The organism is Citrobacter portucalensis (genome assembly GCF_002042885.1).
Lineage (GTDB): Bacteria > Pseudomonadota > Gammaproteobacteria > Enterobacterales > Enterobacteriaceae > Citrobacter > Citrobacter portucalensis.
On sequence record NZ_MVFY01000004.1, the window covers coordinates 1 to 26,176 of the forward strand.

Below are 26,176 nucleotides of genomic sequence, written 5' to 3' on the forward strand. Positions count from 1 at the left end.
TAGCAAAATCAAATGAGCACTATTCCTAAAAAACAGAAAAAGTATGAAAACGAACTTGTAATTAACAATTAAAACATAAACAACGTAATTAATGGAAACTAATGTACAAATACCAGCTATAACATATCTATCTGTAGCCTATCAAAGCTATTTGATTCATATATTGCATATGAAGATAACATTGTCAGGTAGGAATAATTATTTTACTCAGGAAAGCGTATTTCGGGCAGTAACCTCTTCTGAGCATGACAACTGTATAAAATCACAGCTAATCTATCAGAACCAGGCTATAATAATGCCTGGTTTTTTGACGGATACGCAGCGTGGCGCAAGCAGGTTTTATTTTAACCCGGCACTGGCGGGACACCCCGCAGGGAACTGAGGTCTCATTCTGGCTGGCTACAGACGATGGGCCGCTGCAGGTCACGCTCGCGCCTCAGGAGTCGGTCGCGTTTATTCCCACCAGTCAGGTTCCTCGCGTAATGTCATTATTACGCACTGAAAACGGCTATCGCCTGAAATCGCTGCAATTGCAAGACTTCCACCGCCAGCCTGTTTCCGGACTGTATTGCCGCTCACATCGCCAGCTCATGCGATTGGAAAAACTGCTGCGCGAAAACGCAGTCACCGTCTATGAGGGCGACGTACGCCCACCTGAGCGGTATCTGATGGAGCGCTTTATCACCTCCCCTGTTTGGGTCGAAGGCGACAGACATAATGACATGCTGGTGAATGCCCGCCTGAAGCCGAACCCTGACTATCGACCACCGCTAAAATGGGTATCGCTGGATATTGAAACCACGCGCCACGGCGAACTCTATTGCATCGGTCTTGAAGGCTGTGGGCAGCGTATTGTCTACATGCTCGGCCCGGCAAACGGCGACGCCTCTACGCTTGATTTTGAACTTGAGTACGTTGCAAGCCGCCCGCAGTTGCTGGAAAAACTCAATGACTGGATTGCCCGTCACGATCCTGATGTGATAATCGGCTGGAACGTCGTGCAATTCGATTTACGCGTCCTGCAAAAGCACGCCGAACGTTACCGCATTCCCCTGCGTTTTGGTCGTGATAGCAGCGAGCTTGAGTGGCGCGAGCATGGCTTCAAGAACGGCGTATTCTTCGCTCAGGCTAAGGGGCGCCTGATTATCGACGGTATTGAGGCGCTCAAATCCGCGTTCTGGAATTTCTCGTCATTTTCACTGGAAACGGTATCGCAAGAGCTGCTTGGCGAAGGGAAGTCGATTGATAATCCGTGGGACAGAATGGACGAAATTGACCGTCGGTTTGCCCAGGATAAACCCGCGCTCGCCACCTACAATCTCAAAGACTGTGAGCTGGTCACGCGCATTTTTCATAAAACCGAGATCATGCCATTTCTGCTGGAGCGCTCGACGGTCAACGGTCTGCCGGTCGACCGTCACGGTGGTTCGGTTGCCGCCTTCGGCCACCTCTACCTTCCGCGCATGCACCGGGCGGGTTATGTGGCGCCGAATCTCGGTGAAGTCCCCGCGCACGCCAGTCCCGGCGGCTATGTGATGGACTCGCGCCCGGGATTGTACGACTCCGTACTGGTGCTGGATTACAAAAGCCTGTATCCCTCAATAATTCGTACTTTTTTAATCGATCCGGTGGGGCTTATCGAAGGGATGGCGCAGCCGGATCCGGAACACAGCACCGAAGGTTTCCTTGACGCCTGGTTTTCACGCGAAAAGCACTGCCTGCCGGAAATCGTTACTCAGATCTGGCACGGGCGCGAAGAAGCAAAACGCCGCGGCAATAAGCCACTCTCGCAGGCGTTGAAAATCATCATGAATGCATTTTACGGCGTGCTGGGCACCACCGCCTGTCGCTTTTTCGACCCGAGACTGGCCTCGTCCATTACCATGCGCGGCCATGCGATCATGCGCCAGACCAAAGCGTTAATTGAGGCTCAGGGTTACGATGTCATCTATGGCGATACCGATTCCACCTTTGTCTGGCTGAAAAAGGCGCACTCAGAAGACGATGCAGCCCGAATTGGTCGGGAACTGGTGAGCTATGTCAACACCTGGTGGGCGCAATCGCTGAAGCAACAAAATCTGACCAGCGCGCTGGAGCTGGAATTTGAAACCCATTTTTGTCGCTTTCTGATGCCGACCATTCGCGGTGCAGATACCGGCAGTAAAAAACGCTATGCGGGGATGATTCAGGACGGTGCAGAGCAACGTATGGTGTTTAAGGGACTGGAAACGGTACGAACCGACTGGACGCCGCTGGCCCAACAATTTCAGCAGGAGCTATACCTGCGAATTTTTCGTAACGAACCTTATCAGGAGTTTGTTCGCGAGACTATTGCCCGTCTGATGGCCGGTGAAATGGATGAACAACTGGTGTACCGCAAGCGCCTGCGCCGCCCGTTAAGCGAATACCAGCGAAATGTTCCACCACACGTTCGTGCCGCGCGACTCGCCGATGAGCAGAATGTAAAGCTGGGGCGTCCGCCACAGTATCAGAATCGCGGAACCATAAAATATGTCTGGACGGTCAATGGCCCAGAACCTGTTGATTATCAGCTATCTGTACTCGATTACGAGCATTATCTGACCCGCCAGATCCAACCCGTTGCCGAGGGAATTCTTCCCTTTATTGACGATAATTTTGCTACACTACTCACAGGACAACTGGGGTTATTTTGACGCGTGACGAAACCGCCGCCATCCAGTACCATAGCGCCCTTTCCATTCCTGGACCCATTTAACACCACTACCACTGATTTATTAGCCTGGTAGCGGGGTCGTATGCTCTCAATAACGGGGATTAGCCCGGAAAATGACGAGTATTGCCTGCAATTAAAGATATAGAGCCGAACATATATGCCTTTTACACTTGGTCAACGCTGGATCAGCGATACAGAAAGCGAATTGGGACTTGGTACTGTTGTCGCCATGGATGCGCGAACCGTCACTTTACTTTTCTCATCGACGGGCGAAAACCGTCTGTATGCGCGCAGTGATTCCCCCGTGACCCGCGTGATGTTCAATCCTGGCGATACGATAACAAGCCATGAAGGCTGGCAACTGCATGTCGATGAAGTAAAAGAAGAAAACGGCCTGCTTGCCTATATCGGAACCCGCCTGGATACCGAAGAAACCGGTGTCATGCTGCGTGAAGTACTGCTCGACAGCAAACTGGTATTCAGCAAACCACAAGATCGCCTGTTTGCCGGCCAGATTGACCGCATGGATCGCTTTGCTCTGCGCTATCGCGCACGTAAATTTCAGAGCGAACAATACCGTATGCCGTGGAGTGGGTTGCGTGGTCAACGTACCAGCCTGATTCCTCACCAGCTGAACATTGCCCATGATGTTGGCCGTCGTCATGCCCCTCGCGTTTTACTGGCAGATGAAGTGGGTTTAGGTAAAACCATTGAAGCCGGGATGATCCTGCATCAACAACTGCTGTCCGGCGCCGCAGAGCGCGTGCTGATCATCGTCCCGGAGACATTACAGCACCAGTGGCTGGTCGAAATGCTGCGCCGCTTCAACCTGCGTTTTGCACTGTTTGATGATGAGCGTTATGCAGAAGCGCAGCACGACGCCTACAACCCGTTTGAAACCGAACAACTGGTCATCTGCTCGCTGGACTTTGCCCGTCGTAATAAACAACGTCTGGAGCACCTGTGTGACGCCGAGTGGGATCTGCTGATTGTCGATGAAGCCCATCACCTTGTGTGGAGCGAAGACGCGCCCAGCCGCGAATATATGGCCATTGAACAGCTGGCAGAACGTGTGCCGGGCATCCTGCTGCTAACCGCTACACCGGAGCAGCTGGGCATGGAAAGTCACTTTGCACGCCTGCGCCTGCTGGACCCGAGCCGTTTCCATGATTTCGCCCAGTTTGTTGAAGAGCAAAAAAATTATCGTCCGGTCGCCGACGCCGTCGCCATGCTGCTGGCTGGTAACAAGCTGAGTAACAATGAGCTGAACATGTTAGGCGACATGATTGGCGAGCAGGACATTGAGCCGCTATTGCAGGCGGCAAACAGCGACAGCGAAGACGCCCAGAGCGCGCGTCAGGAGCTGGTTTCGATGCTGATGGACCGCCATGGCACCAGCCGTGTGCTGTTCCGTAACACCCGTAACGGTGTAAAAGGCTTCCCGAAACGCGAGCTGCATACCATCAAGCTGCCGCTGCCGACCCAATACCAGACGGCGATTAAAGTCTCCGGCATTATGGGCGCGCGTAAAAGTGCAGAAGACCGGGCGCGCGACATGCTCTACCCGGAACAGATTTATCAGGAATTCGAAGGCGACACCGGCACCTGGTGGAACTTTGACCCGCGCGTGGAATGGCTGATGGGCTACCTGACCAGCCACCGCTCACAAAAAGTGCTGGTCATCTGCGCGAAAGCCACTACCGCGCTTCAGCTGGAGCAGGTACTGCGCGAGCGCGAAGGCATCCGCGCCGCCGTATTCCATGAAGGGATGTCGATCATTGAACGTGACCGCGCCGCAGCATGGTTTAGCGAAGAAGATAGCGGCGCCCAGGTAATGCTGTGTTCTGAAATCGGCTCCGAAGGGCGTAACTTCCAGTTCGCCAGCAATCTGGTGATGTTTGACCTGCCGTTCAACCCGGATCTGCTGGAACAGCGTATTGGCCGTCTGGACCGTATTGGTCAGGCGCATGATATTCAGATTCACGTTCCGTACCTGGAAAAAACCGCGCAATCCGTGCTGGTGCGCTGGTACCACGAAGGTCTGGATGCGTTCGAACACACCTGTCCGACTGGCCGTACCATCTATGACACGGTCTATAACAATCTGATCGGCTACCTGGCTGAACCAGAAAATACCGAGGGCTTTGACGATCTGATCAAAACCTGCCGCGAACAGCATGACGCGCTGAAAGCACAGCTAGAGCAAGGTCGCGATCGCCTGCTGGAGATCCACTCTAACGGCGGCGAAAAAGCACTGGCGCTGGCTGAGAGTATTGAAGAACAGGACGACGATACCAGCCTGATCGCCTTCGCCATGAACCTGTTTGATATCGTCGGTATTAATCAGGATGACCGTGGCGACAATTTAATCGTGCTGACGCCGTCCGATCATATGCTGGTGCCGGATTTTCCTGGGCTGCCGGAAGATGGCTGCACCATTACGTTCGAGCGCGATGTCGCCCTGTCGCGTGAAGATGCACAATTTATTACCTGGGAGCATCCGCTGATCCGCAATGGTCTGGATCTGATCCTCTCCGGCGACACCGGAAGCAGCACTATTTCGTTGTTGAAAAACAAAGCATTACCTGTTGGTACACTGCTGGTTGAGCTGGTCTATGTTGTTGAAGCGCAAGCGCCGAAACAACTGCAGCTAAACCGCTTCCTGCCACCAACGCCGGTACGCATGCTGCTGGATAAAAACGGCAATAACCTTGCTGCACAGGTTGAGTTCGAAACCTTTAACCGTCAGCTCAGCGCCGTTAACCGCCACACCGGCAGCAAACTGGTCAACGCCGTGCAGCAGGATGTTCATGCCATTCTGCAACTCGGTGAAGCGCAGGTGGAAAAATCAGCCCGCGCGCTGATCGACGCAGCGCGTAAAGAAGCTGACGAGAAGCTGACGGCAGAACTTTCCCGTCTCGAAGCGCTGCGTGCCGTTAACCCGAACATCCGTGATGACGAACTTAGCGCAATTGAAAGCAACCGTCAGCAGGTGATGGAAAGCCTGGATCAGGCGGGCTGGCGTCTCGATGCCCTGCGCCTGATCGTCGTGACGCATCAGTAACGGAGCCATACATGGGGATGGAAAACTACAATCCGCCGCAGGAACCCTGGCTGGTCATCCTGTATCAGGATGAGCACATTATGGTGGTCAACAAGCCGAGCGGCTTGTTGTCTGTGCCAGGTCGTCTGGATGAGCACAAAGACAGCGTGATGACGCGTATTCAGCGCGATTATCCGCAGGCTGAATCCGTGCATCGTCTGGATATGGCAACCAGCGGCGTGATTGTAGTCGCGCTAACCAAAGCGGCAGAGCGCGAGCTAAAACGCCAGTTTCGCGAGCGCGAACCGAAAAAACAGTATGTCGCACGCGTCTGGGGGCATCCTGCTCCGGCCGAGGGTCTGGTTGATTTACCGCTGATTTGCGACTGGCCAAACAGGCCAAAGCAAAAAGTATGTTATGAGACCGGGAAATCGGCGCAGACCGAGTATGAAGTCGTGGAGTTCGCGGCGGATAACACCGCCCGGGTAGTGCTCAAACCCATTACCGGACGCTCCCACCAGCTGCGTGTGCATATGCTGGCTTTAGGGCATCCTATCCTGGGCGACCGCTTCTATGCTCCACCGGAAGCTCTGGCGTTAGCGCCACGCCTGTTGCTGCATGCAGAGATGTTAACCATCACGCATCCCGAATACGGCAACAGTATGACGTTTAAAGTTCCGGCGGATTTTTAAATTCTGAGCCAATTTATGCCGGGGGCGCTTCGCTTGCCCGGCCTACATTCATTAACGTAGGCCGGATAAGGCGCTAGCCGCATCCGGCAATTCAATCACTTGAATCCTTTTTGATCCTTAATCAGCTCGTAAGCCTTTTGGATTTCCTGCGCTTTTTGTTTCGCCATTTCCATCATCTCTGGCGGCAGACCTTTCGCGACCAGTTTGTCCGGATGGTGCTCGCTCATCAGCTTACGGTAAGCCCGCTTGATGGTGGTCGCATCGTCGGTCGTTTTCACACCCAGCACATTACAGGCGTCTTCCAGCGTCGGGCCGCGTTGCGCCTGCTGCCAACCACCGCCGCCAGACTGCTGCTGATATCCGCCGCCAAACTGTGCGCCGCCCTGCATCATGCGCAGGAACTGATCAAATTGGGTGCGTGAGATCCCCAACTCTTCAGCAATCACATACAGCACTTCACGTTCGTTAGGATGCAACGACCCATCGGCAAATGCCGCCTGGATCTGAATCTCCAGAAACATGCGGATCAGATCGAATCGACCAAAACAGACGCTGCGAAACTGACGCATCTTTTCACGTAATGGGTAATTATCCGATTTTCCTACCCGGAAGGCATGTTGTGCAGCCGTTCGCGAGTCACCGTGCAAATTCATCCGATCCATCAACTGGCTGGCGATATGTATATCGGCTTCCGTGACGCGACCTTTGGATTTGGTCAGATGTCCCATCACCTCAAAAGTGGTGGCAAAAAACAGCGCCTGGCGTTCACGTTGGTTGGCAAACCACGCCATTTTGCGCATGCGGGCTTTGTCGAACATGTGGCCAACTAACAGCCCCAGAACCACACCCCAGAAGCCGCCGCCCATCATTAAGGCCACGGCTACACCAATTATCTTTCCCCAATACTGCATAGACTCCCCAAATCTTTCCGCTCTCAGCCAGGCTATGTCCCACAATATAAGGTGCTTTTACCGATTTACGGCTGCGGTCAATTGTGGGACATCGCCTATAATTTGCATTATCATACCTGTCATTCAATGCCGTGCCTAACACCACAAACGCTATACCCGTTGGATTTCGAGTTGCAGCAAGGCGGCAACGTAGTGAGTCCCCTGGAGCTTACCCATATAAGTGACTGGGGTGAACGAGGAAGACAACGAAGATGCAGCTTGAAAGGTGGCGGGTATAAAATGGGCAGGATTAATACTAGCGAAGTGAAGATGAGATAAGTTAGGCTGTGACCGTTTGTCACGCGCGACGCTACTGATGATGGAACAATAAATACAACGTATGAAAAAACGTATTCCCACTCTTCTGGCCACCATGATTGCCAGCGCCCTCTATAGCCATCAGGGCCTGGCAGCCGATCTCGCCTCACAGTGTATGCTGGGCGTGCCGAGCTATGACCGTCCTCTGGTACAGGGCGAGACTAATGAGTTACCCGTCACCATCAATGCCGACAACGCAAAAGGGAATTACCCCGATGACGCGGTGTTTACCGGCAACGTGGATATCGCACAGGGTAACAGCCGCCTGCAGGCCGACGAAGTACAGCTTCATCAGAAGCAGGCTGAAGGCCAGCCGGAGCCAGTACGTACCGTCGATGCGTTGGGCAATGTCCATTATGACGACAATCAGGTTATTCTGAAGGGACCGAAGGGCTGGTCCAATCTGAATACCAAAGATACCAACATCTGGGAAGGTGATTACCAGATGGTGGGCCGTCAGGGGCGCGGGAAAGCCGACCTGATGAAACAGCGTGGGGAAAACCGTTATACCATTCTGGAAAACGGTAGCTTTACCTCCTGTCTGCCAGGTTCCGATACCTGGAGCGTCGTCGGTAGCGAAGTTATCCACGACCGTGAAGAACAGGTCGCAGAGATCTGGAACGCCCGTTTTAAACTGGGTCCAGTTCCGGTCTTTTATAGTCCTTATTTACAGTTACCCGTCGGCGATAAGCGCCGTTCCGGTTTCCTGATCCCGAACGCAAAATATTCCACCAATAACTATTTTGAGTTCTACCTCCCGTATTACTGGAACATTGCGCCCAATATGGACGCCACCATCACGCCACATTATATGCACCGTCGTGGCGGGATCATGTGGGAGAACGAATTCCGCTACCTCACCCAGGCGGGTGCGGGCTTGATGGAGTTCGACTATCTGAATTCCGATAAAGTGTACGAGGACGAACATCCGAAGGATGACAATTCACGCCGCTGGCTGTTCTACTGGCAGCACGCCGGTGTACTGGACCAGGTGTGGCGTTTCAACGTCGACTACACCAAGGTCAGCGACACCAGCTACTTTAACGATTTCGATAATAAATACGGTTCCAGTACCGACGGCTACGCCACGCAGAAATTCAGCGTCGGCTACGCGGTACAAAACTTTGACGCTACGGTATCGACCAAGCAGTTCCAGGTCTTCGACGCACAAAACAGTAACAGTTACTCTGCCCAGCCGCAGTTAGACGTCAACTACTACCAAAACGACGTCGGTCCGTTTGATACCCGTATTTATGGCCAGGCGGTCCATTTCGTCAATACCAATGACAACATGCCGGAAGCAACGCGTGTTCACCTGGAACCGACGATCAATCTGCCGTTGTCGAATAACTGGGGCAGTATCAATACCGAAGCGAAGCTGCTAGCGACACACTATCAGCAGACCAATCTGGATTGGTACAACAACAACCCGAGTAACGTTAACAAGCTCGACGAGTCAGCCAACCGCGTCATGCCGCAGTTTAAAGTTGACGGCAAAATGGTATTCGAGCGCGACATGCAAATGCTGGCACCGGGCTATACCCAGACGCTGGAGCCGCGCGCGCAGTACCTGTACGTACCGTATCGCGACCAAAGTCATATCTATAACTATGACTCATCCTTGCTGCAATCTGACTACAGCGGCCTGTTCCGTGACCGTACTTATGGCGGTCTGGACCGTATTGCTTCTGCCAACCAGGTGACGACCGGGGTCACATCTCGCGTTTATGATGACGCTGCCGTTGAACGTTTTAATATTTCTGTGGGTCAAATCTACTATTTCACCGAGTCTCGCACCGGCGATGACAACATTAAATGGGAGAATGACGACAAAACGGGTTCACTGGTATGGGCGGGCGACACCTACTGGCGTATCTCCGATCGCTGGGGTTTACGCAGTGGGATCCAGTACGACACGCGTCTGGATAGCATCGCAACCAGCAATAGCAGTATCGAATACCGTCGCGATGAAAACCGGATGCTGCAGTTGAATTACCGTTACGCCAGCCCGGAATATATCCAGGCTACTCTACCGTCTTACTACTCTACGGCAGATCAGTATAAAAACGGGATTTCGCAGGTGGGCGCGGTGGCAAGCTTCCCAATTGCTGAGCGTTGGTCGATTGTTGGCGCTTACTACTTCGATACCAACGTGAACAAAGAAGCAGATTCAATGCTGGGCTTACAGTACAACTCCTGCTGTTACGCCATTCGCTTCGGCTACGAGCGTAAGCTGAACGGTTGGGATAATACCCAGCAACACGCGATTTATGACAACACGATCGGCTTTAATATCGAACTGCGCGGACTGAGCTCCAACTACGGTCTCGGCACCAACCAAATGCTGCGTTCGAACATTTTGCCGTATCAAAGCTCTTTATGATCTGATTGATTTACAACGTAATCCGCATTGCGGTTAATTGAAATGGAAAAAGTATGAAGAACTGGAAAACGCTGCTTCTCGGTATCGCCATGATCGCGAATACCAGTTTCGCTGCCCCACAGGTAGTCGATAAAGTTGCAGCCGTCGTCAATAACGGCGTCGTTCTGGAAAGCGACGTCGATGGCTTAATGCAGTCAGTAAAACTGAATGCAGGTCAGGCAGGTCAGCAATTACCGGATGACGCTACGCTGCGTCATCAGATCCTGGAACGTTTGATCATGGATCAAATCCTCCTGCAAATGGGTCAGAAGATGGGGGTGAAAATCTCTGACGAGCAGTTGGATCAGGCTATTGCCAACATCGCCAAGCAGAACAACATGACGCTGGATCAGATGCGCAGCCGTCTGGCACAGGATGGCTTAAGCTATTCAACCTATCGTAGCCAGATCCGCAAAGAGATGACCATCTCCGAAGTGCGTAACAACGAAGTTCGCCGTCGCGTCACTATCCTGCCTCAGGAAGTGGATGCCCTGGCGCAGCAGGTAGGCAACCAAAACGATGCCAGCACCGAGCTGAACCTGAGCCACATTCTGATCCCATTACCGGAAAACCCAACGTCTGACCAGGTTAACGCGGCTGAAAGCCAGGCGCGCTCTGTTGTTGATGAAGCGCGTAACGGTAGTGATTTCGGCAAACTGGCTATTACTTATTCCGCTGACCAGCAGGCGCTGAAAGGCGGTCAGATGGGGTGGGGACGTATCCAGGAGCTGCCGGGTATCTTTGCCCAGGCGTTAAGCACTGCGAAAAAAGGCGATATCATTGGCCCAATTCGTTCCGGTGTCGGCTTCCACATCCTGAAAGTCAACGATATGCGTGGCCAAAGCCAGAGCATCTCCGTGACTGAAGTTCATGCTCGCCACATTCTGCTTAAGCCGTCGCCTATCATGACCGATCAGCAGGCGCGTCTGAAGCTGGAACAAATCGCGGCAGATATTAAGAGCGGTAAAACTACCTTCGCGGCAGCCGCTAAAGAGTTTTCTCAGGATCCAGGCTCTGCCAACCAGGGCGGCGATCTGGGCTGGGCTGCAGCGGATATTTTCGACCCTGCTTTCCGCGATGCGCTGACCAAACTTAACAAAGGCCAGATGAGCGCCCCGGTGCACTCCTCTTTCGGTTGGCATCTGATCGAGCTGCTGGATACGCGTAACGTTGATAAAACTGACGCAGCGCAGAAAGACAGAGCTTACCGTATGCTGATGAACCGTAAATTCTCGGAAGAAGCAGCAACATGGATGCAGGAACAGCGCGCCAGCGCTTACGTTAAAGTTCTGAGCAACTAATGACTCGTGTTCAACGCGTTGTTATCACTCCCGGCGAACCCGCCGGGATTGGCCCGGACCTGGTGGTTCAGCTCGCCCAGCGCGCGTGGCCTGTAGAACTCGTTGTCTGTGCGGATGCAGCACTCCTCAGTGACCGGGCAGCGATGCTCGGTTTACCGCTTTCACTCCTCCCCTACTCTCCAGATACCCCAGCCAGACCGCAATCAGCAGGCACATTGACGCTGTTACCGATTGCGCTGCGGGCACCTGTTGTCGCGGGTCAGTTGGCGGTAGAAAACGGGCAATATGTGGTGGATACGCTGGCTCGCGCCTGCGATGGCTGTCTGCAAGGTGAGTTTGCGGCGCTGATCACCGGCCCGGTTCACAAGGGCGTTATCAATGACGCTGGCGTCCCGTTTACCGGACATACCGAGTTTTTTGAAGAGCGCTCACAGGCAAAGAAAGTTGTTATGATGCTGGCGACCGAAGAGCTGCGCGTTGCCCTGGCAACCACGCATTTGCCGCTCAGAGCCGTTGCCGACGCCATTACGCCCGCCCTGCTTCAGGAAGTGATCGGCATTTTGCATCATGATTTACGCACCAAGTTCGGCATTGCCGATCCGCATATTCTGGTGTGCGGTCTTAACCCGCATGCTGGTGAAGGCGGTCATATGGGAACGGAAGAGATAGATACCATCATTCCGGTACTCGATGAACTGCGTGCGCAGGGAATGAAATTAAACGGTCCGCTGCCCGCAGATACGCTGTTTCAGCCCAAATATCTCGACCACGCGGATGCCGTGCTGGCAATGTACCACGATCAGGGTCTCCCCGTGCTAAAATACCAGGGATTTGGTCGCGGTGTGAATATCACGCTGGGCCTGCCCTTTATTCGCACATCCGTCGATCACGGCACCGCACTTGAACTCGCGGGCCGTGGACAAGCAGATGTCGGCAGTTTTATTACGGCGCTTAATCTCGCCATCAAAATGATTGTTAATACCAATGAATAATCGAGTCCATCAGGGCCATTTAGCCCGTAAACGTTTCGGGCAGAACTTCCTCAACGATCAGTTTGTGATCGAAAGTATTGTCTCTGCTATCAACCCGCAGAAAGGTCAGGCTATGGTCGAAATCGGCCCGGGTCTGGCGGCATTGACCGAACCAGTAGGCGAACGTCTGGACAAGCTCACGGTCATTGAACTCGACCGCGATCTGGCAGCACGCCTACAGACACACCCGTTTTTAGGGCCTAAGCTGACGATTTATCAGCAAGATGCCATGACCATGAACTTCGGCGAACTGGCACAAACGATGGGACAGCCGCTGCGCGTATTCGGCAACCTGCCGTACAACATCTCCACGCCGCTCATGTTCCATCTTTTTTCCTATACTGATGCCATTGCCGACATGCATTTCATGTTGCAAAAAGAGGTGGTGAATCGTCTGGTTGCAGGGCCAAACAGTAAAGCGTATGGTCGATTAAGCGTCATGGCGCAGTATTACTGCAATGTGATCCCGGTACTTGAAGTACCGCCTTCCGCATTTACGCCAGCGCCTAAAGTTGATTCAGCCGTTGTGCGTCTGGTCCCTCATACGACGATGCCGTACCCGGTTAAAGATGTTCGTGTGCTGAGCCGTATTACCACCGAAGCGTTTAATCAGCGCCGTAAAACGGTACGTAACAGTCTCGGCAACCTGTTTAGCGTTGAAGTACTGACAGAGCTGGGCATTGATCCGGCGATGCGAGCGGAAAATATCTCTGTCGCGCAATACTGCCGGATGGCTAACTATCTGTCAGAAAACGCGCCATCGAAGGAGAGTTAAACATGATCAATTCGCCCCGAGTGTGCATTCAGGTACAAAGCGTCTACATTGAGGCGCAATCCTCACCTGATGATGAACGTTACGTTTTTGCTTACACCGTAACTATCCGCAATTTGGGGCGAGCGCCTGTGCAGCTGTTGGGGCGTTATTGGTTGATCACTAATGGTCATGGCCGCGAAACCGAAGTTCAGGGTGAAGGCGTGGTTGGCGTCCAGCCCCACATCGAACCCGGCGAAGAGTACCAGTACACCAGCGGTGCGGTGATTGAAACACCGCTGGGCACCATGCAGGGTCATTACGAAATGATCGATGAACAAGGCATCGCCTTTACCATCGATATTCCCGTATTCCGACTCGCCGTTCCAACACTCATTCATTAAAACAATAACTATGGCGACATACCTTATTGGCGACGTTCACGGTTGTTACGATGAACTGGTAGCCTTGCTGCATCAGGTAGACTTTAATTCCGAAAAAGACACCCTATGGCTCACCGGCGATCTGGTCGCTCGTGGACCGGGCTCGCTGGACGTTTTGCGCTACGTGAAATCACTGGGCGACAGCGTGCGGTTAGTATTGGGTAATCACGATTTACACCTGCTGGCCGTATTTGCTGGTATCAGTCGTAATAAACCTAAAGACAGGGTCACATCGCTGCTCGAAGCACCGGATGCCGACGAATTACTTAACTGGCTCCGCCGTCAACCGCTGTTGCAGGTAGATGAAGAGAAGAAGCTGGTGATGGCGCATGCCGGTATCACCCCACAGTGGGACCTGCAGACGGCAAAAGACTGTGCTCGCGATGTTGAAGCCGTGCTGTCGAGTGACTCGTATCCCTTCTTCCTTGATGCGATGTACGGCGACATGCCCAATAACTGGACCCCGGAACTGACCGGGCTGGCGCGCCTGCGTTTTATTACCAACGCCTTTACCCGCATGCGTTACTGCTTCCCTAACGGTCAGTTGGATATGTACAGCAAAGAGTCACCAGAAGACGCACCTGCCCCGCTGAAGCCATGGTTTGCCATTCCTGGACCTGTCAGTGAAGCATACAGCATTGCATTCGGGCACTGGGCATCGCTGGAGGGTAAAGGCACGCCAGAAGGTATTTACGCGCTGGATACGGGGTGTTGCTGGGGAGGCGATCTCACCTGTCTGCGCTGGGAAGACAAACAGTACTTCGTGCAGCCGTCAAATCGCCATCTGAATCTGGATCCTGGCGAAGCGGTCAACGCCTGATAGTCGTTTGCCGGATGCGGTGCTCGCACCTTATCCGGCCTACATTAGCTGGATGATAAGGCGTTTCGCCGCCATCCGGCACTTACAGTATTAACGACGTTCCAGAATCTCGAAGCAGTAGCTGTGAGAGTTTTGCGCGTCGGCATCGTGGAATTCACTGAACACCGATTCCCAGTCATCCGGTTCGTAGTCCGGGAAATGCGTATCCCCTTCCACTTCCGCATCAATGTGCGTCAGATACAGTTTCTGCGCTTTTGGCAGGAACTGCTCATACACACGCCCACCGCCAATTACCATAATTTCAGGCTCATCGCCGCAGGCCGCAATTGCTTCATCCACAGACTTCACCCACTGCACGCGATCGTCGGTGCCAGGCTTACTGCTGATGACGATATTTTTACGCCCAGGTAACGGTCGCCCGATGGATTCCCAGGTGTGGCGTCCCATGACAACCGGCTTGTTTAAGGTATTACGTTTAAACCAGGCGAGATCGGCAGGGAGGTTCCACGGCATGGCGTTCTCCATACCGATGACGCGATCTACCGCTAACGCCGCAATCAGACTGATCATTGAATATTTCCCGGATACAAAAAAATTGTCGCCACTATACGGAAAGCGCAATCTTTCGTCGACTGGCGGAAAGAGGATGAACAGGAAAATTTTCCGTTCTGCTGGCGAACCGACCTATTTAAGGTGGTACGCCAGCATTACAGTAGTTCAAAAACAGCCAATTAGCAGTAAAGTTTGCAGAACATCACATTTTTTACCCTATGCTGACGGTTTCACTTCCGGCTCATCGGCGACGTCGCCCGTATGCTTACCTTCATCCGTGCCTTGCCAGCCATGGCGCTGAATTAACGATAAGTGCTGACGATCTTCCGCAATAATTTCACTCAGCATTGCGCTGGTGCGTTTATAAACGGCCGCGCGGGAAGTCGCGTCATTTTCCCCTTTCACCATCTCCTCTACCATCATGGTATTGAATCGGCGGAATACGTCAGCCCGCTCACGTGCCTCATAGCGCCCAAGCCCGAGACCTTCCAGCGCCAGACGTCCGGTCTTCAGTGCACCTTCAAAGGTTTCACGTTCCGGCATATCCACGCCCGCCTGGCGCAGGCGGATGTAATGATCCACGTCGCGCGCACGAGCAATAATTTGCAGATGCGGGAAATGCTCTTTCACCATTTCGGTTAATTGCAGACTGGTTTGCGGATCGTCAATGGCATTAATAATGACTTCAGCTTTCGCCGCCCCGGCAGACTCCAGCAGATCCATCCGGGTCGCGTCGCCATAGAAAACCTTCATCCCGAATTTACGCAGCGTTTCGATATGATCCGGGTCATGATCAAGAACCACCATTTTGACCCCGCTCGACAACAGCAAACGACCGGTTATCTGGCCAAATCGCCCAAACCCGGCGATGATCACCCTAGGTTGTTCCTCATCGATTTCATCGGCTTCGCGCTCTTCCTCAGTCGCCGATTTTTCCAGACGCGTCAAAATCACCAGCAAAATCGGCGTAGCCGCCATCGACAACGCCACCGCCAGCGTCAGCGATTTCGCCCAGTCAGGATCGAGCACATTTGCCATTTGCGCCGCGCCAAACACCACAAAGGCAAACTCACTGCCCTGCCCTAATAATACGGCAAACCAGCGACGCTGCTTGTTCGGCACCTGCAACGGTTTCGCTATCAACCACAGCATGACGGTTTTGATAACCAGGAAACCGACCAGTAGAATGATAATGCGCAAGGGATTATCAATCAGCGTACCAAAGTCGATAGACATCCCTACACCGATAAAGAACAGCCCCAGCAGCAGTCCTTTAAATGGCTCAATGTCGCTTTCCAACGCGTGGCGATACTCAGAGCTTGCCAGCAGCACCCCGGCCAGGAATGCCCCCATCGCCATCGACAATCCAACCTCTTCCAACAGCAGACCGAAGCCAAACACGAGGAACAGCGCAACGGCACTGAACACTTCCCGCAGGCCCGAACGGGCGACAAAACGCAAGGCAGGACGTGTGACATAACGACCTAACAGCACCACCAGCACCAGTGCGCCCGCTACCTTAAGGGCAGACAATGCAAACGCCCCAAGCGTTGTTGATGCGCCACTCGCTGCCAGTAATGGGATCATCGCCACCAGTGGAATAGCAGCGATATCCTGGAACAGCAGCACGGCAAACGCGCTGCGGCCCATTTGCGACACCATCAGGTTGCGTTCATTCATCGCCTGCATAGCGATAGCCGTAGAGGAAAGCGCCAGCGTCATGCCGATCAGCTCCGCTACTTGCCAGCGCAGGCCGAGGAACATACAGAACACACCAATCAGGCCTCCGCAGACCACCATTTGCAATGCACCGCCACCGAACACCGATGCTCGCAGTTTCCACAAACGTTGCGGATCCAGCTCCAGACCAATGACAAACAGCATCAGCACCACACCAATCTCCGCAAAATGCAGGATGGATTCGGCGTCCGTCACCAACCTCAGGCCCCATGGGCCGATAATGCACCCGGCGATGAGATACCCCAGTACCGACCCGAGCCCCAGCCGTACGGCGATGGGGACAATCAGTGCCGCCGATCCGAGATAAATCAGCGCCTGTATCAGCGTATGGCTATCCATGGTGTGCCTCCTGCCATTCCATCAGACGCTGTTTGTAGTGACGCGCCTGCGCTTGCAGGGTTTCATCATCACAGATAAACGTACAGTGCATCGCAAACGGCGGTAGCCATTTGAGGCCACAATAAAGTGCCGTCGCCTGTAAGGGTTGAGAAAGCACATCAAATCCGGGATGGGAGCCAATATCGAAGTGGTTTTCACCGCCGCCGGTCGTCACCGCCCACAGCAGATGTTTACCGTGCAGCGCAGTACCGCCATGGCCATACGCCCAGCCGTGCGAAAGGACTTTATCCATCCACAGCTTGAGTAATGGAGGTGTGCTGTACCACTGCATCGGATGCTGCCAGATGATCAAATCAGCGCGTGCCAGCGCATCCTGTTCAGCGGCAATATCGATATTGAAGTCGGGGTAGAGCTGGTAGAGCGAGCGGATCTCCACGCCCTCCAGCGTCCTTGCCTGTTCAAGCATCCGCTTATTCGCATGCGAGTGCTGCGGATAGGGGTGCGCATAAATGATGAGGATCATGATTAGCCTGTTTCACTGCATTATTGTAATAACAGTGAGTTTAGTCACTTAATCCACAGGCTAACAGTCAATATTATTGAGTGGCTGAATGGAGAAAACTGAACTAGTTATCCAGTTCACTCATATCTTTAACCTGATCGCGGTTAATCTGTTCCGTCTTACCCGTTTGCGCATTTTTATACGACACCAGGCCAGTATCATCATCGACTTGCGGTTTGCCGTCAGTGACGATTGTTTTACCATCGGTGGTTTTAACCGCCTGGTTTGAGGAACAACCGGCCACGGTAAACAGTGCTGCTGCGGTAAAAATTGAGGTGATCAGGATATGTTTTTGCATGGTGTTCTCCCTGCTTTTCAGTTGTTTTTAGTGATATACCCAGTTAACTGTAGGCTAACTGACTGAGTTGCAGGGAAAATACAGAACACTCCTAATAACTCGCCCTGGTCACGGGCTTACTGCGAATCGTCATTTGACTGGTTTGCGCCAGCGTCAGACCTCGCGTTTCCGGGGCGAAAGCGATGGACACAAGCAGGCCAATCAGCGAAATTCCTGCGCCCATCAGCATGACATTGCTGATCCCGTATTTGGTAATGAACACCGGCAGCGCCCATGTTGAAACAATGGTGCCGATGCGGCTTAAGGACATAATCACCCCGACGGCAGATGCGCGAATGTCGGTAGGGAACAGTTCATTTGGGTACAGCCACTGAAGATTTCCCGGTCCCCCCGAGAAAAAGGCGTACACGGCAAACGCCAGCACCACCAGCCACGCTCCCATATCAGGAATTAACCCCAGCACGGCCAGCGCCAGCGTCATCATAATAAAGCTGCCAATTAACAATGGCCGACGGCCCGCACTATTGAGCCAGAACATGGGCGGAATGCACCCCAGCATAAAGCACAGGCTTATCACCACATTGCCCAACGCCGCGCTTTTCCCGGCACCAAGCCCCAACAGTCCAACAATCTGCGGACCAAAGGTATAAATGGCGAACATCGGGATCACCTGACAGGTCCAGATAGCGGCGACAAACAGGACAAACGGGAAATGACGGCGGTTAAACAGCTGCAGGAAGCGCGTCTCCTGCGGCGCCTCTTCGTCGAACACCACCGGTTCGCCGAACAGTTTGATCATCATCGCTTCACACTCTTTCACCCGACCTTTACGCAGCAGCCAGCGCGGCGATTCAGGAAGATCGAAGCGCCCAATCAGGATCAAAATACAAGGGATCACCGCGCTGCCCAGCATCCAGCGCCATCCTCCTTCAACATCATACAGCCAGTAACCGACCAGATCGGCACAGGTGGCGCCGACATACCACATCGCGGCGATAAAACCGATGGAGAAAGCGCGCTGGCGGGTATTGGAGAACTCAGTAATCATCGAGGTAGCAATCGGATAATCGGCACCAATCACAATGCCGATCAGCACACGCATTACCAACAGCTCAATGGGTGAGGAAACAAACATGGTTGCCGCCGATATCACGCCAATGGCGATAATATCGATGATGAACATTTTGCGCCGCCCGACCTTATCGGAAATGTAGCCAAACAGCGACGTCCCCACAAACAGACCGGCGAGCGTGCCGGCCCCCAGCAGACCAATCCACTGTGCGTTCAGTTTCAATGCTGGCGTGAGCTGTTCCAGCGCCACGCCAATCATCACCAGCACATAACCATCCAGAAATGGCCCACCGCTTCCCCACAGCATTATCCGGCGGTGAATAGAGGTAAATTTGATGTCATCAAAGTTCCTGGGCTGCTGCATAGCGACTTCCTGTTTCAACACGGGCAAAGCGTCATCTGTAGGCCGGATAAGGCGTTTAGGCCGCCATCCGGCATTGGCGCCACATGATTGCCGGATGGCGACGCTACCACGTCTTATCCGACCTACGGGTGCTCAGCCTCGTACTTATTAGCCGTAGCGAAACTCCACGCCAAATGTCCCGCGCGGGTATTCCCATTTTTCCAACGCTGTATCAAGTCCGAGAATGCGGCACGTTCCGCACTCCAGGCATCCGGCGTAATCAAAACGGACGCTGCCGTCGTCCTGCTTTTTATACAGCCCGGCTGGACAAGCCTTAATCAGTACTTCCAGCGCCTGTTTATCAGGATCGGTTTTGAGAATGATGTGCGGGCTGTCTTCATCCACATTGAACTTATTGACGCCCAGTTTGACGTCCACATTGACGGGAGATGTCATAATACGGTCACTCCTTTCAGGCCATCTTTCATCAGGTTGATGAAGCCCACTTTCTTCGCATGACGCAGGATTTTTTTGCGCATTGGCACCGGAGCAGAGCCATCCACGGTGAACAGGTCGCGCGCGATGCTGACCGCCATTTCAGGATAGGCGGTAAACATGCGTGGGTTATCAAGGAAAGCGGGAAGCTTCTGATACATGCGCATATCGCGCATTGGACCATCATCGAGATGCTGACGGTATTCGCCCAGCGACTGTTTGCTGAAGTCGTCGCGCTTCATCGCGGAAAGCACCGTTTTCGCGGCCGCTTCGCCTGCGGATATGGCGAGATCCATACCGCGGATGGTAAAGCCGAGGTTCATACACATTCCGGCAGCATCACCGGCAATCAGCACACCGTCACCCACCAGTTCAGGCTGCATATTCATACCGGCCTCCGGTACGACGTGCGCGGCATATTCCACCAGCTTGCCACCGGCGATCAGTGGGGCAACCGCCGGATGCTGTTTGAAATCTTCCAGCATTTGTGGGACCGATTTTTTAGCATCTTTCAGATGATGAAGACCGCAGACCAGCCCCAGAGAAAGGGTCGTTTCATTAGTATAGAGGAAGCCCCCGCCCATCAACCCATCAGTTGGAGAACCGGCAAACAGGCAAGCTGCACCTTCGTTCCCCTGTAACTGGAAACGATCTTCAATCACCGATTTTGGCAATTCGATCAGCTCTTTTACGCCAACGGCAACATGCGATGCCTCAACGCGCTTTGCCATGCCCAGTTTTTCTGCCAACAAAGAATTCACCCCGTCAGCGAGGATCACCACTTTGGCTTCCAGAATATCGCCGTCGGCTTCCACGCCCACGACTTTGCCTTCGCGCTGCACAACGTTATCCACCCGAATACCGGTGATAAGCTGGGCTCCCGCCTCCTCGGCCTGCTCCATCAGCCAAGCGTCAAATTTGCTGCGTAAGACGGAATAAGAAACCTGCGACGATGCAGCCTCTTCACCATTGCAATAGTCGATGGTCATCGCCCCTTTATCGGTCATAAAGGCGAGTTTTTCGTGGGTGATTATGCGTTCAATGGGGGCCTGCTCAGCAAAGCCGGGAATGATGCGTTCCAGGCTATGGGCATACATGCGCCCACCGGTGACATTCTTCGCGCCAGCAGAATTGCCGCGCTCGATGACCAGCACCTGTGCACCTTCCCGAGCCAGCACCAGCGCCGCAACCGAACCGGCCAGACCTGCACCCACGATGATGGCATCAAAGATATCTTCGGACATACATACTCCTGTCAGTGGCAGGATACTTTCGCACCCTGCCCGAATGGTTTAACGCGCCAGAGCAGCCGTCAGCGCAGGCAGGATCTTCAGCGCATCGCCAACGATGCCAAAATCTGCGTACTGGAAGATCGGCGCATTTTTATCTTTGTTGATGGCGAAAATCGTCTGCGCGCCGTTGGCGCCGACCATATGTTGGATCTGCCCGGAGATCCCCACGGCCAGGTACAGTTCTGGTTTGAGCATCAGGTTGGAAATGCCGACGTAGCGTTCGTGCTCCATCCACTTCTCGTTTTCCGCCACCGGACGTGAACAGGCCAGCTCAGCGCCAATCGCCTGGCACAGCGCTTCGGCCAGCGAGATATTTTCTTTGCTACCAATACCGCGTCCCACGCTGACCACCAGACGGGCTTTGTCGAGATCGACACTGTTGCTCTGACGCGCCTGCGTTGCCGTACGGGTCACGGCGATAGTCGGAGCCTGCCACTGGACGGTGTGCACCTCGCCGCTGCGGGCAGTATCCGGTTGCTGCGCGTCAAACGTTCCGCTGCTGAGAGTGATCACGGCAAACGGTGAAGCGATTGTTTCTGCTCCCATCGCCAGGCCGCCGTAGACCATATGTTTGACCGCCGCTTTTCCGTCCTGCACCGCGACTGCGCTGGCGTCGTTTGAGACCGCAGCCGACAAGCGAAAGCCCAGCTTTGCCGCTAACAGCTTGCCCCGACGCGTATTCGGCAGCAGCACCGCGCCGCCCTCGCTGTGCTGACGAATGGTTTCGGCCATCGCATCGGCGTAGTCTTCAACCATACGGTCTTCTGGTTTGCCGCTGAGCAGCCAGACATGATCTGCGCCTAAATGGCATGCCGCCGCGCTGTCCTCATCGCTGAGCACAAACGTGTTAACGTTTTCACCTAAAGCCTGCGCACCATTCATCAATTCCGGCAGACGAGAACGGGTATCGCTGAATACCCAGACACTGGAAAATTTGTTCATAACATCCCCTGATAATTAAATGATTTTGCGAAGATTCTCGACAAACGCGGCAATCTGTTCTTCACCGTCACCTTCAATCACAACGCGCTGACGCTCGCGCTGCTTCGGTGCGGCAACCTGTTGTTCGGAATACGCTTGCGCGCCGTTCAGCCCAATGTCCGCAGACGACCAGACCTGGACCGGTTTTTTCGCTGCACCAAGAATGGCTTTCATGGAAGGGATTTGAGGGGTGTTGATGTCGGTAGAGACCGCGATCACCGCCGGAAGCGGGATACTCAGGGTTTCAACTTCATCTTCCAGTTCACGCTCTACCGTCAGCGTGCTGTCGGTAAGAGAGAGGATTTTACTCACGCCGTTAATCGCCGGCACGTTCAGCATTTCGCCCACCAGCAGACCAACCTGCTGAGCATAAAGATCGGAAGAACCGTCGCCGCAAATAAGCAGATCAAAACCTGATTTTTGTGCGGCGGCAGCCAGCGCAGTGGCGGTTTGTTGCGGCAGCGTCTGTTCAAATTGATCGTCAATGACAACAATCAGTTCATCAGGGCCACGGGAGAGCACATCTTTGCGCCCTTTTGCATTGGTCAGCGCTTTGCCGCCGACGCTCATGGCCACAACCTGAGCCTCTCCCACCTGCTGTTTTAACTGGCAAGCCGCTTCGATCGCATTCAGATCATATTGGCTGATTTTGCCATCTGCTTTGCTGAAATCGAGTGTTCCATCAGCATTATTAATCGCAATATCCTGCTCATCAGGTACGCATTTGTAGCAAGTAATTATCTTCATTGCATCTCCAGAAATCATGAAGGAAACGTATTTATATCGGCGGTGTTAAATACAGATATCACGCTCTTTAATTCGGAAATAAAACATTAATCACCAATATTGAAAATGTCACACATTGATATTCGTAACTTTCAATAGTGTTATGCACCTCACCAATATTGAAAGAAACATGTCAAATACGAAAATTTTCAATATTGTTTGCTGGTTCAACAATATTGAACGTCAGCCACTTAAAAAAGTTAAAAAAGCAACATCAACACCATGATTAATAAGAGAATTATTTGTATTTTCAGACAAAATAACCAGCATAAGAAAGTGTGACGCAGATAACAGAATAGCCGGAAATGAATACCCATTATGAGTTACTCATTGAGGCGCCCAGAGGTTAAAAAGTTATCAACAAATCATTAATAACAAATAAACAAACGATCACATACGGGCACGCTAAATAAATTTCGTTTTCACACTGGAATTCACTTATGAAAAATGAAAAGAGAAAGTCGGGAATTGAACCGAAGGTTTTTTTTCCGCCATTAATAATTGTTGGGATACTTTGTTGGTTAACAGTAAGAGATCTTGATGCCGCTAACGTCGTTATTAATGCGGTATTCAGTTATGTCACCAACGTCTGGGGTTGGGCATTCGAATGGTATATGGTCGTCATGCTCTTCGGCTGGTTCTGGTTGGTCTTTGGCCCGTATTCGAAAAAGAAATTAGGCAACGAAAAACCTGAGTTTAGTACCGCCAGCTGGATTTTTATGATGTTCGCTTCCTGTACATCCGCCGCGGTGCTGTTCTGGGGTTCCATCGAGATCTACTACTATATCTCTACCCCGCCGTTTGCTCTCGCCCCCAACTCCGTTGGCGCAAAAGAGATAGCTCTGGCGTACAGCTTGTTCCACTGGGGACCGCTGCCGTGGGCGACCTACAGCTTCCTTTCAGTCGCGTTCGCCTACTTCTTCTTTGTACGCAAAATGGACGTTATCCGCCCTAGTTCCACGCTGGTACCGTTAGTTGGCGAGAAGCATGCTAAGGGCTTGTTCGGCACCATCGTCGATAACTTCTATCTGGTGGCGCTGATCTTCGCGATGGGCACCAGCCTCGGTCTCGCTACCCCGCTGGTAACCGAGTGTATGCAATGGCTGTTCGGTATTCCGCATACGCTGCAACTCGACGCCATCATCATTACCTGCTGGATCATATTGAACGCCATTTGCGTGGCCTGCGGCCTGCAAAAAGGGGTCAAGATCGCCAGCGACGTACGTAGTTATCTGAGCTTCCTGATGCTCGGCTGGGTGTTTATCGTCAGCGGCGCCAGCTTCATCATGAACTACTTCACCGACTCGGTCGGCATGCTGCTGATGCATCTGCCGCGCATGCTGTTCTATACCGATGCCATCGGCAAAGGCGGCTTCCCGCAGGGCTGGACTGTTTTCTACTGGGCGTGGTGGGTTATTTACGCTATCCAGATGAGTATCTTCCTGGCACGTATTTCTCGCGGTCGTACCGTACGTGAACTGTGTTTCGGGATGGTACTGGGCCTGACCGCTTCCACCTGGATCCTGTGGACCGTCCTTGGCAGCAACACGCTGCTGCTGATGGATAAAAACATTCTCAACATCCCGCAGCTGATTGAACAACACGGCGTGGCGCGCGCCATTATCGAAACCTGGGCTGCTTTACCGCTCAGCACCGCCACCATGTGGGGATTCTTTATCCTCTGCTTTATTGCCACCGTCACGCTGATTAACGCCTGCTCCTATACCCTGGCGATGTCCACCTGTCGCGAAGTTCGTGATGGTGAAGAACCGCCGCTGTTGGTGCGTATCGGTTGGTCCGTTCTGGTCGGCGTCATCGGCATCGTTCTGCTGGCGCTGGGTGGGCTGAAGCCCATTCAGACCGCAATTATCGCCGGGGGATGTCCGCTGTTCTTCGTCAACATCATGGTGACGCTGTCCTTTATTAAAGACGCCAAAGTGCACTGGAAAGACAAGTAATTCTTATTAACCCAATTGATCAAGAGGCTGAAAGATGGATTTCAACTTAAATGACGAGCAGGAACTGTTTGTCGCCGGTATTCGTGAACTGATGGCCAGTGAGAACTGGGAAGCTTATTTTGCCGAGTGCGATCGCGACAGCGTCTACCCTGAGCGTTTTGTAAAAGCGCTGGCGGATATGGGCATCGATAGCCTGTTGATCCCGGAAGAACACGGCGGGCTGGAAGCCGGTTTTGTCACCGTTGCCGCCGTCTGGATGGAACTCGGACGTCTTGGCGCACCGACTTACGTGTTGTACCAATTACCAGGCGGTTTTAACACTTTTCTGCGTGAAGGTACCCAAGAGCAAATTGATAAAATCATGGCGTTCCAGGGCACCGGTAAGCAGATGTGGAACTCTGCTATCACCGAACCGGGAGCGGGATCGGATGTTGGCAGTCTGAAAACCACTTATACACGCAAAAATGGTAAGGTTTATCTTAATGGCAGTAAGTGCTTTATCACCAGTAGCGCCTATACCCCGTACATCGTAGTGATGGCGAGAGATGGTGCATCACCGGATAAACCTGTTTATACCGAGTGGTTTGTTGACATGAGCAAAGCGGGTATCAAGGTCAACAAACTGGAGAAACTCGGTCTGCGCATGGATAGCTGCTGTGAAATCACCTTTGATGACGTTGAACTGGACGAGAAAGACATGTTCGGTCGGGAAGGTAATGGCTTCAACCGTGTGAAAGAAGAGTTTGACCATGAACGCTTCCTCGTCGCGCTGACCAACTACGGTACGGCAATGTGCGCTTTTGAAGACGCCGCGCGCTACGCCAACCAACGCGTACAGTTTGGCGAAACGATCGGCCGTTTCCAGCTGATCCAGGAGAAGTTCGCACACATGGCGATCAAACTGAACTCCATGAAAAACATGCTGTTGGAAGCCGCATGGAAAGCGGATAACGGCACCATTACTTCTGGTGACGCGGCAATGTGTAAATACTTCTGCGCCAACGCCGCGTTTGAAGTGGTAGACACCGCCATGCAGGTACTGGGAGGTGTTGGTATAGCGGGCAACCACCGCATCACGCGTTTCTGGCGTGACCTGCGCGTTGACCGTGTTTCTGGTGGTTCTGACGAAATGCAGATCCTGACGTTAGGTCGTGCGGTACTCAAGCAATACCGATAGAACGACGCAACCTGTAGGCCTGATAAGACGCCTTAGCGTCGCCATCAGGCAATCAATGCCGGATGGCGGCGCGAGCGCCTTATCCGGCCTACATGGACACCCATAAATGCCAGGAG

21 protein-coding genes are annotated in these 26,176 nt (G+C 53.0%); 11 read left to right on the forward strand and 10 right to left on the reverse strand.

What is annotated here, in order from left to right:
* The first annotated feature begins 323 nt into the window (after positions 1-323).
* The 3 genes from polB (at position 324) to rluA (ending at position 6,430) form a co-directional block, all read left to right on the forward strand.
* Positions 324-2,675: a DNA polymerase II gene (gene polB, locus BZK40_RS07165; protein WP_079934394.1), complete on the forward strand. Its 2,352-nt coding sequence runs from the start codon at positions 324-326 to the stop codon at positions 2,673-2,675.
* A 177-nt stretch (positions 2,676-2,852) separates the two neighbouring features.
* The gene (gene rapA, locus BZK40_RS07170) at positions 2,853-5,759 is read left to right on the forward strand and encodes an RNA polymerase-associated protein RapA (RefSeq protein WP_048236149.1); all 2,907 of its coding nucleotides are present in this window, start codon (positions 2,853-2,855) and stop codon (positions 5,757-5,759) included.
* Positions 5,760-5,770: 11 nt separating this feature from the next.
* Entirely contained in the window at positions 5,771-6,430 is a 660-nt protein-coding gene (rluA, locus tag BZK40_RS07175; RefSeq protein WP_003018849.1) for a bifunctional tRNA pseudouridine(32) synthase/23S rRNA pseudouridine(746) synthase RluA, read from the forward strand.
* A gap of 95 nt (positions 6,431-6,525) precedes the next feature.
* Here rluA and djlA read toward each other — a convergent pair whose 3' ends face one another.
* On the reverse strand, positions 6,526-7,341 hold the full coding sequence (djlA, locus tag BZK40_RS07180) for a co-chaperone DjlA (protein ID WP_008786173.1): 816 nt from the start codon (positions 7,339-7,341) through the stop codon (positions 6,526-6,528).
* A gap of 379 nt (positions 7,342-7,720) precedes the next feature.
* On the opposite strand from djlA, the gene lptD reads away from it, so the two are divergent.
* The 6 genes from lptD to apaH are packed head-to-tail and all read left to right on the forward strand — an operon-like array spanning position 7,721 to position 14,466.
* Positions 7,721-10,081, forward strand: a complete 2,361-nt coding sequence (gene lptD, locus BZK40_RS07190; protein ID WP_079934396.1) for an LPS assembly protein LptD — start codon at positions 7,721-7,723, stop codon at positions 10,079-10,081.
* A 53-nt stretch (positions 10,082-10,134) separates the two neighbouring features.
* Positions 10,135-11,421, forward strand: coding sequence for a peptidylprolyl isomerase SurA (gene surA / locus BZK40_RS07195; protein WP_003829603.1), 1,287 nt, complete (start codon positions 10,135-10,137; stop codon positions 11,419-11,421).
* Positions 11,421-12,413, forward strand: a complete 993-nt coding sequence (pdxA, locus tag BZK40_RS07200; RefSeq protein WP_079934397.1) for a 4-hydroxythreonine-4-phosphate dehydrogenase PdxA — start codon at positions 11,421-11,423, stop codon at positions 12,411-12,413. Before surA ends, pdxA begins: the two co-directional genes overlap by 1 nt.
* Positions 12,406-13,227 carry a 16S rRNA (adenine(1518)-N(6)/adenine(1519)-N(6))-dimethyltransferase RsmA gene (gene rsmA, locus BZK40_RS07205; protein ID WP_003829609.1) on the forward strand — a complete coding sequence of 274 codons (822 nt, stop codon included), beginning with the start codon at positions 12,406-12,408 and terminating at the stop codon, positions 13,225-13,227. The genes pdxA and rsmA overlap by 8 nt, the downstream gene beginning before the upstream one ends.
* A 2-nt stretch (positions 13,228-13,229) precedes the next feature.
* On the forward strand, positions 13,230-13,607 hold the full coding sequence (gene apaG, locus BZK40_RS07210; RefSeq protein WP_003018867.1) for a Co2+/Mg2+ efflux facilitator ApaG/CorD: 378 nt from the start codon (positions 13,230-13,232) through the stop codon (positions 13,605-13,607).
* A gap of 10 nt (positions 13,608-13,617) precedes the next feature.
* Complete coding sequence (gene apaH / locus BZK40_RS07215) at positions 13,618-14,466, forward strand: bis(5'-nucleosyl)-tetraphosphatase (symmetrical) ApaH (RefSeq protein WP_003829612.1); 849 nt, start codon at positions 13,618-13,620, stop codon at positions 14,464-14,466.
* A 90-nt stretch (positions 14,467-14,556) separates the two neighbouring features.
* On the opposite strand, the gene folA is transcribed toward apaH, so the two are convergent.
* The 9 genes from folA to BZK40_RS07265 all read right to left on the reverse strand — a co-directional run bounded on the left by folA (position 14,557) and on the right by BZK40_RS07265 (position 22,886).
* A complete protein-coding gene (gene folA / locus BZK40_RS07220; RefSeq protein WP_003018873.1) occupies positions 14,557-15,036 on the reverse strand; it encodes a type 3 dihydrofolate reductase in 480 nt (159 codons plus the stop codon).
* Between the two features lie 198 nt (positions 15,037-15,234).
* Positions 15,235-17,097 (reverse strand): glutathione-regulated potassium-efflux system protein KefC, encoded by a 1,863-nt coding sequence (gene kefC, locus BZK40_RS07230; RefSeq protein ID WP_003829616.1) that lies wholly within the window; start codon positions 17,095-17,097, stop codon positions 15,235-15,237.
* Positions 17,090-17,620 (reverse strand): glutathione-regulated potassium-efflux system oxidoreductase KefF, encoded by a 531-nt coding sequence (gene kefF / locus BZK40_RS07235; protein WP_003829618.1) that lies wholly within the window; start codon positions 17,618-17,620, stop codon positions 17,090-17,092. Before kefF ends, kefC begins: the two co-directional genes overlap by 8 nt.
* A 103-nt stretch (positions 17,621-17,723) precedes the next feature.
* Positions 17,724-17,957, reverse strand: coding sequence for a YgdI/YgdR family lipoprotein (locus tag BZK40_RS07240; protein ID WP_003018880.1), 234 nt, complete (start codon positions 17,955-17,957; stop codon positions 17,724-17,726).
* Between the two features lie 91 nt (positions 17,958-18,048).
* Entirely contained in the window at positions 18,049-19,392 is a 1,344-nt protein-coding gene (locus BZK40_RS07245; RefSeq protein ID WP_079934398.1) for an MFS transporter, read from the reverse strand.
* 147 nt (positions 19,393-19,539) lie between these two features.
* Positions 19,540-19,827, reverse strand: a complete 288-nt coding sequence (gene fixX, locus BZK40_RS07250) for a ferredoxin-like protein FixX (protein ID WP_000203736.1) — start codon at positions 19,825-19,827, stop codon at positions 19,540-19,542.
* Positions 19,824-21,110, reverse strand: coding sequence for an FAD-dependent oxidoreductase (locus tag BZK40_RS07255; RefSeq protein ID WP_003018887.1), 1,287 nt, complete (start codon positions 21,108-21,110; stop codon positions 19,824-19,826). The genes fixX and BZK40_RS07255 overlap by 4 nt, the downstream gene beginning before the upstream one ends.
* 48 nt (positions 21,111-21,158) lie before the next feature.
* Positions 21,159-22,100, reverse strand: a complete 942-nt coding sequence (locus BZK40_RS07260) for an electron transfer flavoprotein subunit alpha/FixB family protein (RefSeq protein ID WP_079934399.1) — start codon at positions 22,098-22,100, stop codon at positions 21,159-21,161.
* Between the two features lie 15 nt (positions 22,101-22,115).
* Complete coding sequence (locus BZK40_RS07265; RefSeq protein WP_048214962.1) at positions 22,116-22,886, reverse strand: electron transfer flavoprotein FixA; 771 nt, start codon at positions 22,884-22,886, stop codon at positions 22,116-22,118.
* Positions 22,887-23,365: 479 nt separating this feature from the next.
* Here BZK40_RS07265 and caiT point away from each other — a divergent pair, with 479 nt between their 5' ends.
* Together caiT and caiA are read left to right on the forward strand one after the other, a co-directional pair.
* Positions 23,366-24,883, forward strand: coding sequence for an L-carnitine/gamma-butyrobetaine antiporter (caiT, locus tag BZK40_RS07270; protein ID WP_079934400.1), 1,518 nt, complete (start codon positions 23,366-23,368; stop codon positions 24,881-24,883).
* 34 nt (positions 24,884-24,917) lie between these two features.
* Positions 24,918-26,060, forward strand: a complete 1,143-nt coding sequence (caiA, locus tag BZK40_RS07275; RefSeq protein WP_003018898.1) for a crotonobetainyl-CoA dehydrogenase — start codon at positions 24,918-24,920, stop codon at positions 26,058-26,060.
* The last annotated feature ends 116 nt before the right edge of the window (positions 26,061-26,176 follow it).

What these genes read in the sequence shown, in the direction of transcription:
- rapA (WP_048236149.1), top strand. Translation starts at nt 2,853, where the DNA reads ATGCCTTTTACACTTGGTCAACGCTGGATCAGCGATACAGAAAGCGAA.
- rluA (WP_003018849.1), top strand. Translation starts at nt 5,771, where the DNA reads ATGGGGATGGAAAACTACAATCCGCCGCAGGAACCCTGGCTGGTCATC.
- djlA (WP_008786173.1), bottom strand. Translation starts at nt 7,341, where the DNA reads ATGCAGTATTGGGGAAAGATAATTGGTGTAGCCGTGGCCTTAATGATG.
- lptD (WP_079934396.1), top strand. Translation starts at nt 7,721, where the DNA reads ATGAAAAAACGTATTCCCACTCTTCTGGCCACCATGATTGCCAGCGCC.
- surA (WP_003829603.1), top strand. Translation starts at nt 10,135, where the DNA reads ATGAAGAACTGGAAAACGCTGCTTCTCGGTATCGCCATGATCGCGAAT.
- pdxA (WP_079934397.1), top strand. Translation starts at nt 11,421, where the DNA reads ATGACTCGTGTTCAACGCGTTGTTATCACTCCCGGCGAACCCGCCGGG.
- rsmA (WP_003829609.1), top strand. Translation starts at nt 12,406, where the DNA reads ATGAATAATCGAGTCCATCAGGGCCATTTAGCCCGTAAACGTTTCGGG.
- apaG (WP_003018867.1), top strand. Translation starts at nt 13,230, where the DNA reads ATGATCAATTCGCCCCGAGTGTGCATTCAGGTACAAAGCGTCTACATT.
- apaH (WP_003829612.1), top strand. Translation starts at nt 13,618, where the DNA reads ATGGCGACATACCTTATTGGCGACGTTCACGGTTGTTACGATGAACTG.
- folA (WP_003018873.1), bottom strand. Translation starts at nt 15,036, where the DNA reads ATGATCAGTCTGATTGCGGCGTTAGCGGTAGATCGCGTCATCGGTATG.
- kefC (WP_003829616.1), bottom strand. Translation starts at nt 17,097, where the DNA reads ATGGATAGCCATACGCTGATACAGGCGCTGATTTATCTCGGATCGGCG.
- kefF (WP_003829618.1), bottom strand. Translation starts at nt 17,620, where the DNA reads ATGATCCTCATCATTTATGCGCACCCCTATCCGCAGCACTCGCATGCG.
- BZK40_RS07240 (WP_003018880.1), bottom strand. Translation starts at nt 17,957, where the DNA reads ATGCAAAAACATATCCTGATCACCTCAATTTTTACCGCAGCAGCACTG.
- BZK40_RS07245 (WP_079934398.1), bottom strand. Translation starts at nt 19,392, where the DNA reads ATGCAGCAGCCCAGGAACTTTGATGACATCAAATTTACCTCTATTCAC.
- fixX (WP_000203736.1), bottom strand. Translation starts at nt 19,827, where the DNA reads ATGACATCTCCCGTCAATGTGGACGTCAAACTGGGCGTCAATAAGTTC.
- BZK40_RS07255 (WP_003018887.1), bottom strand. Translation starts at nt 21,110, where the DNA reads ATGTCCGAAGATATCTTTGATGCCATCATCGTGGGTGCAGGTCTGGCC.
- BZK40_RS07260 (WP_079934399.1), bottom strand. Translation starts at nt 22,100, where the DNA reads ATGAACAAATTTTCCAGTGTCTGGGTATTCAGCGATACCCGTTCTCGT.
- BZK40_RS07265 (WP_048214962.1), bottom strand. Translation starts at nt 22,886, where the DNA reads ATGAAGATAATTACTTGCTACAAATGCGTACCTGATGAGCAGGATATT.
- caiT (WP_079934400.1), top strand. Translation starts at nt 23,366, where the DNA reads ATGAAAAATGAAAAGAGAAAGTCGGGAATTGAACCGAAGGTTTTTTTT.
- caiA (WP_003018898.1), top strand. Translation starts at nt 24,918, where the DNA reads ATGGATTTCAACTTAAATGACGAGCAGGAACTGTTTGTCGCCGGTATT.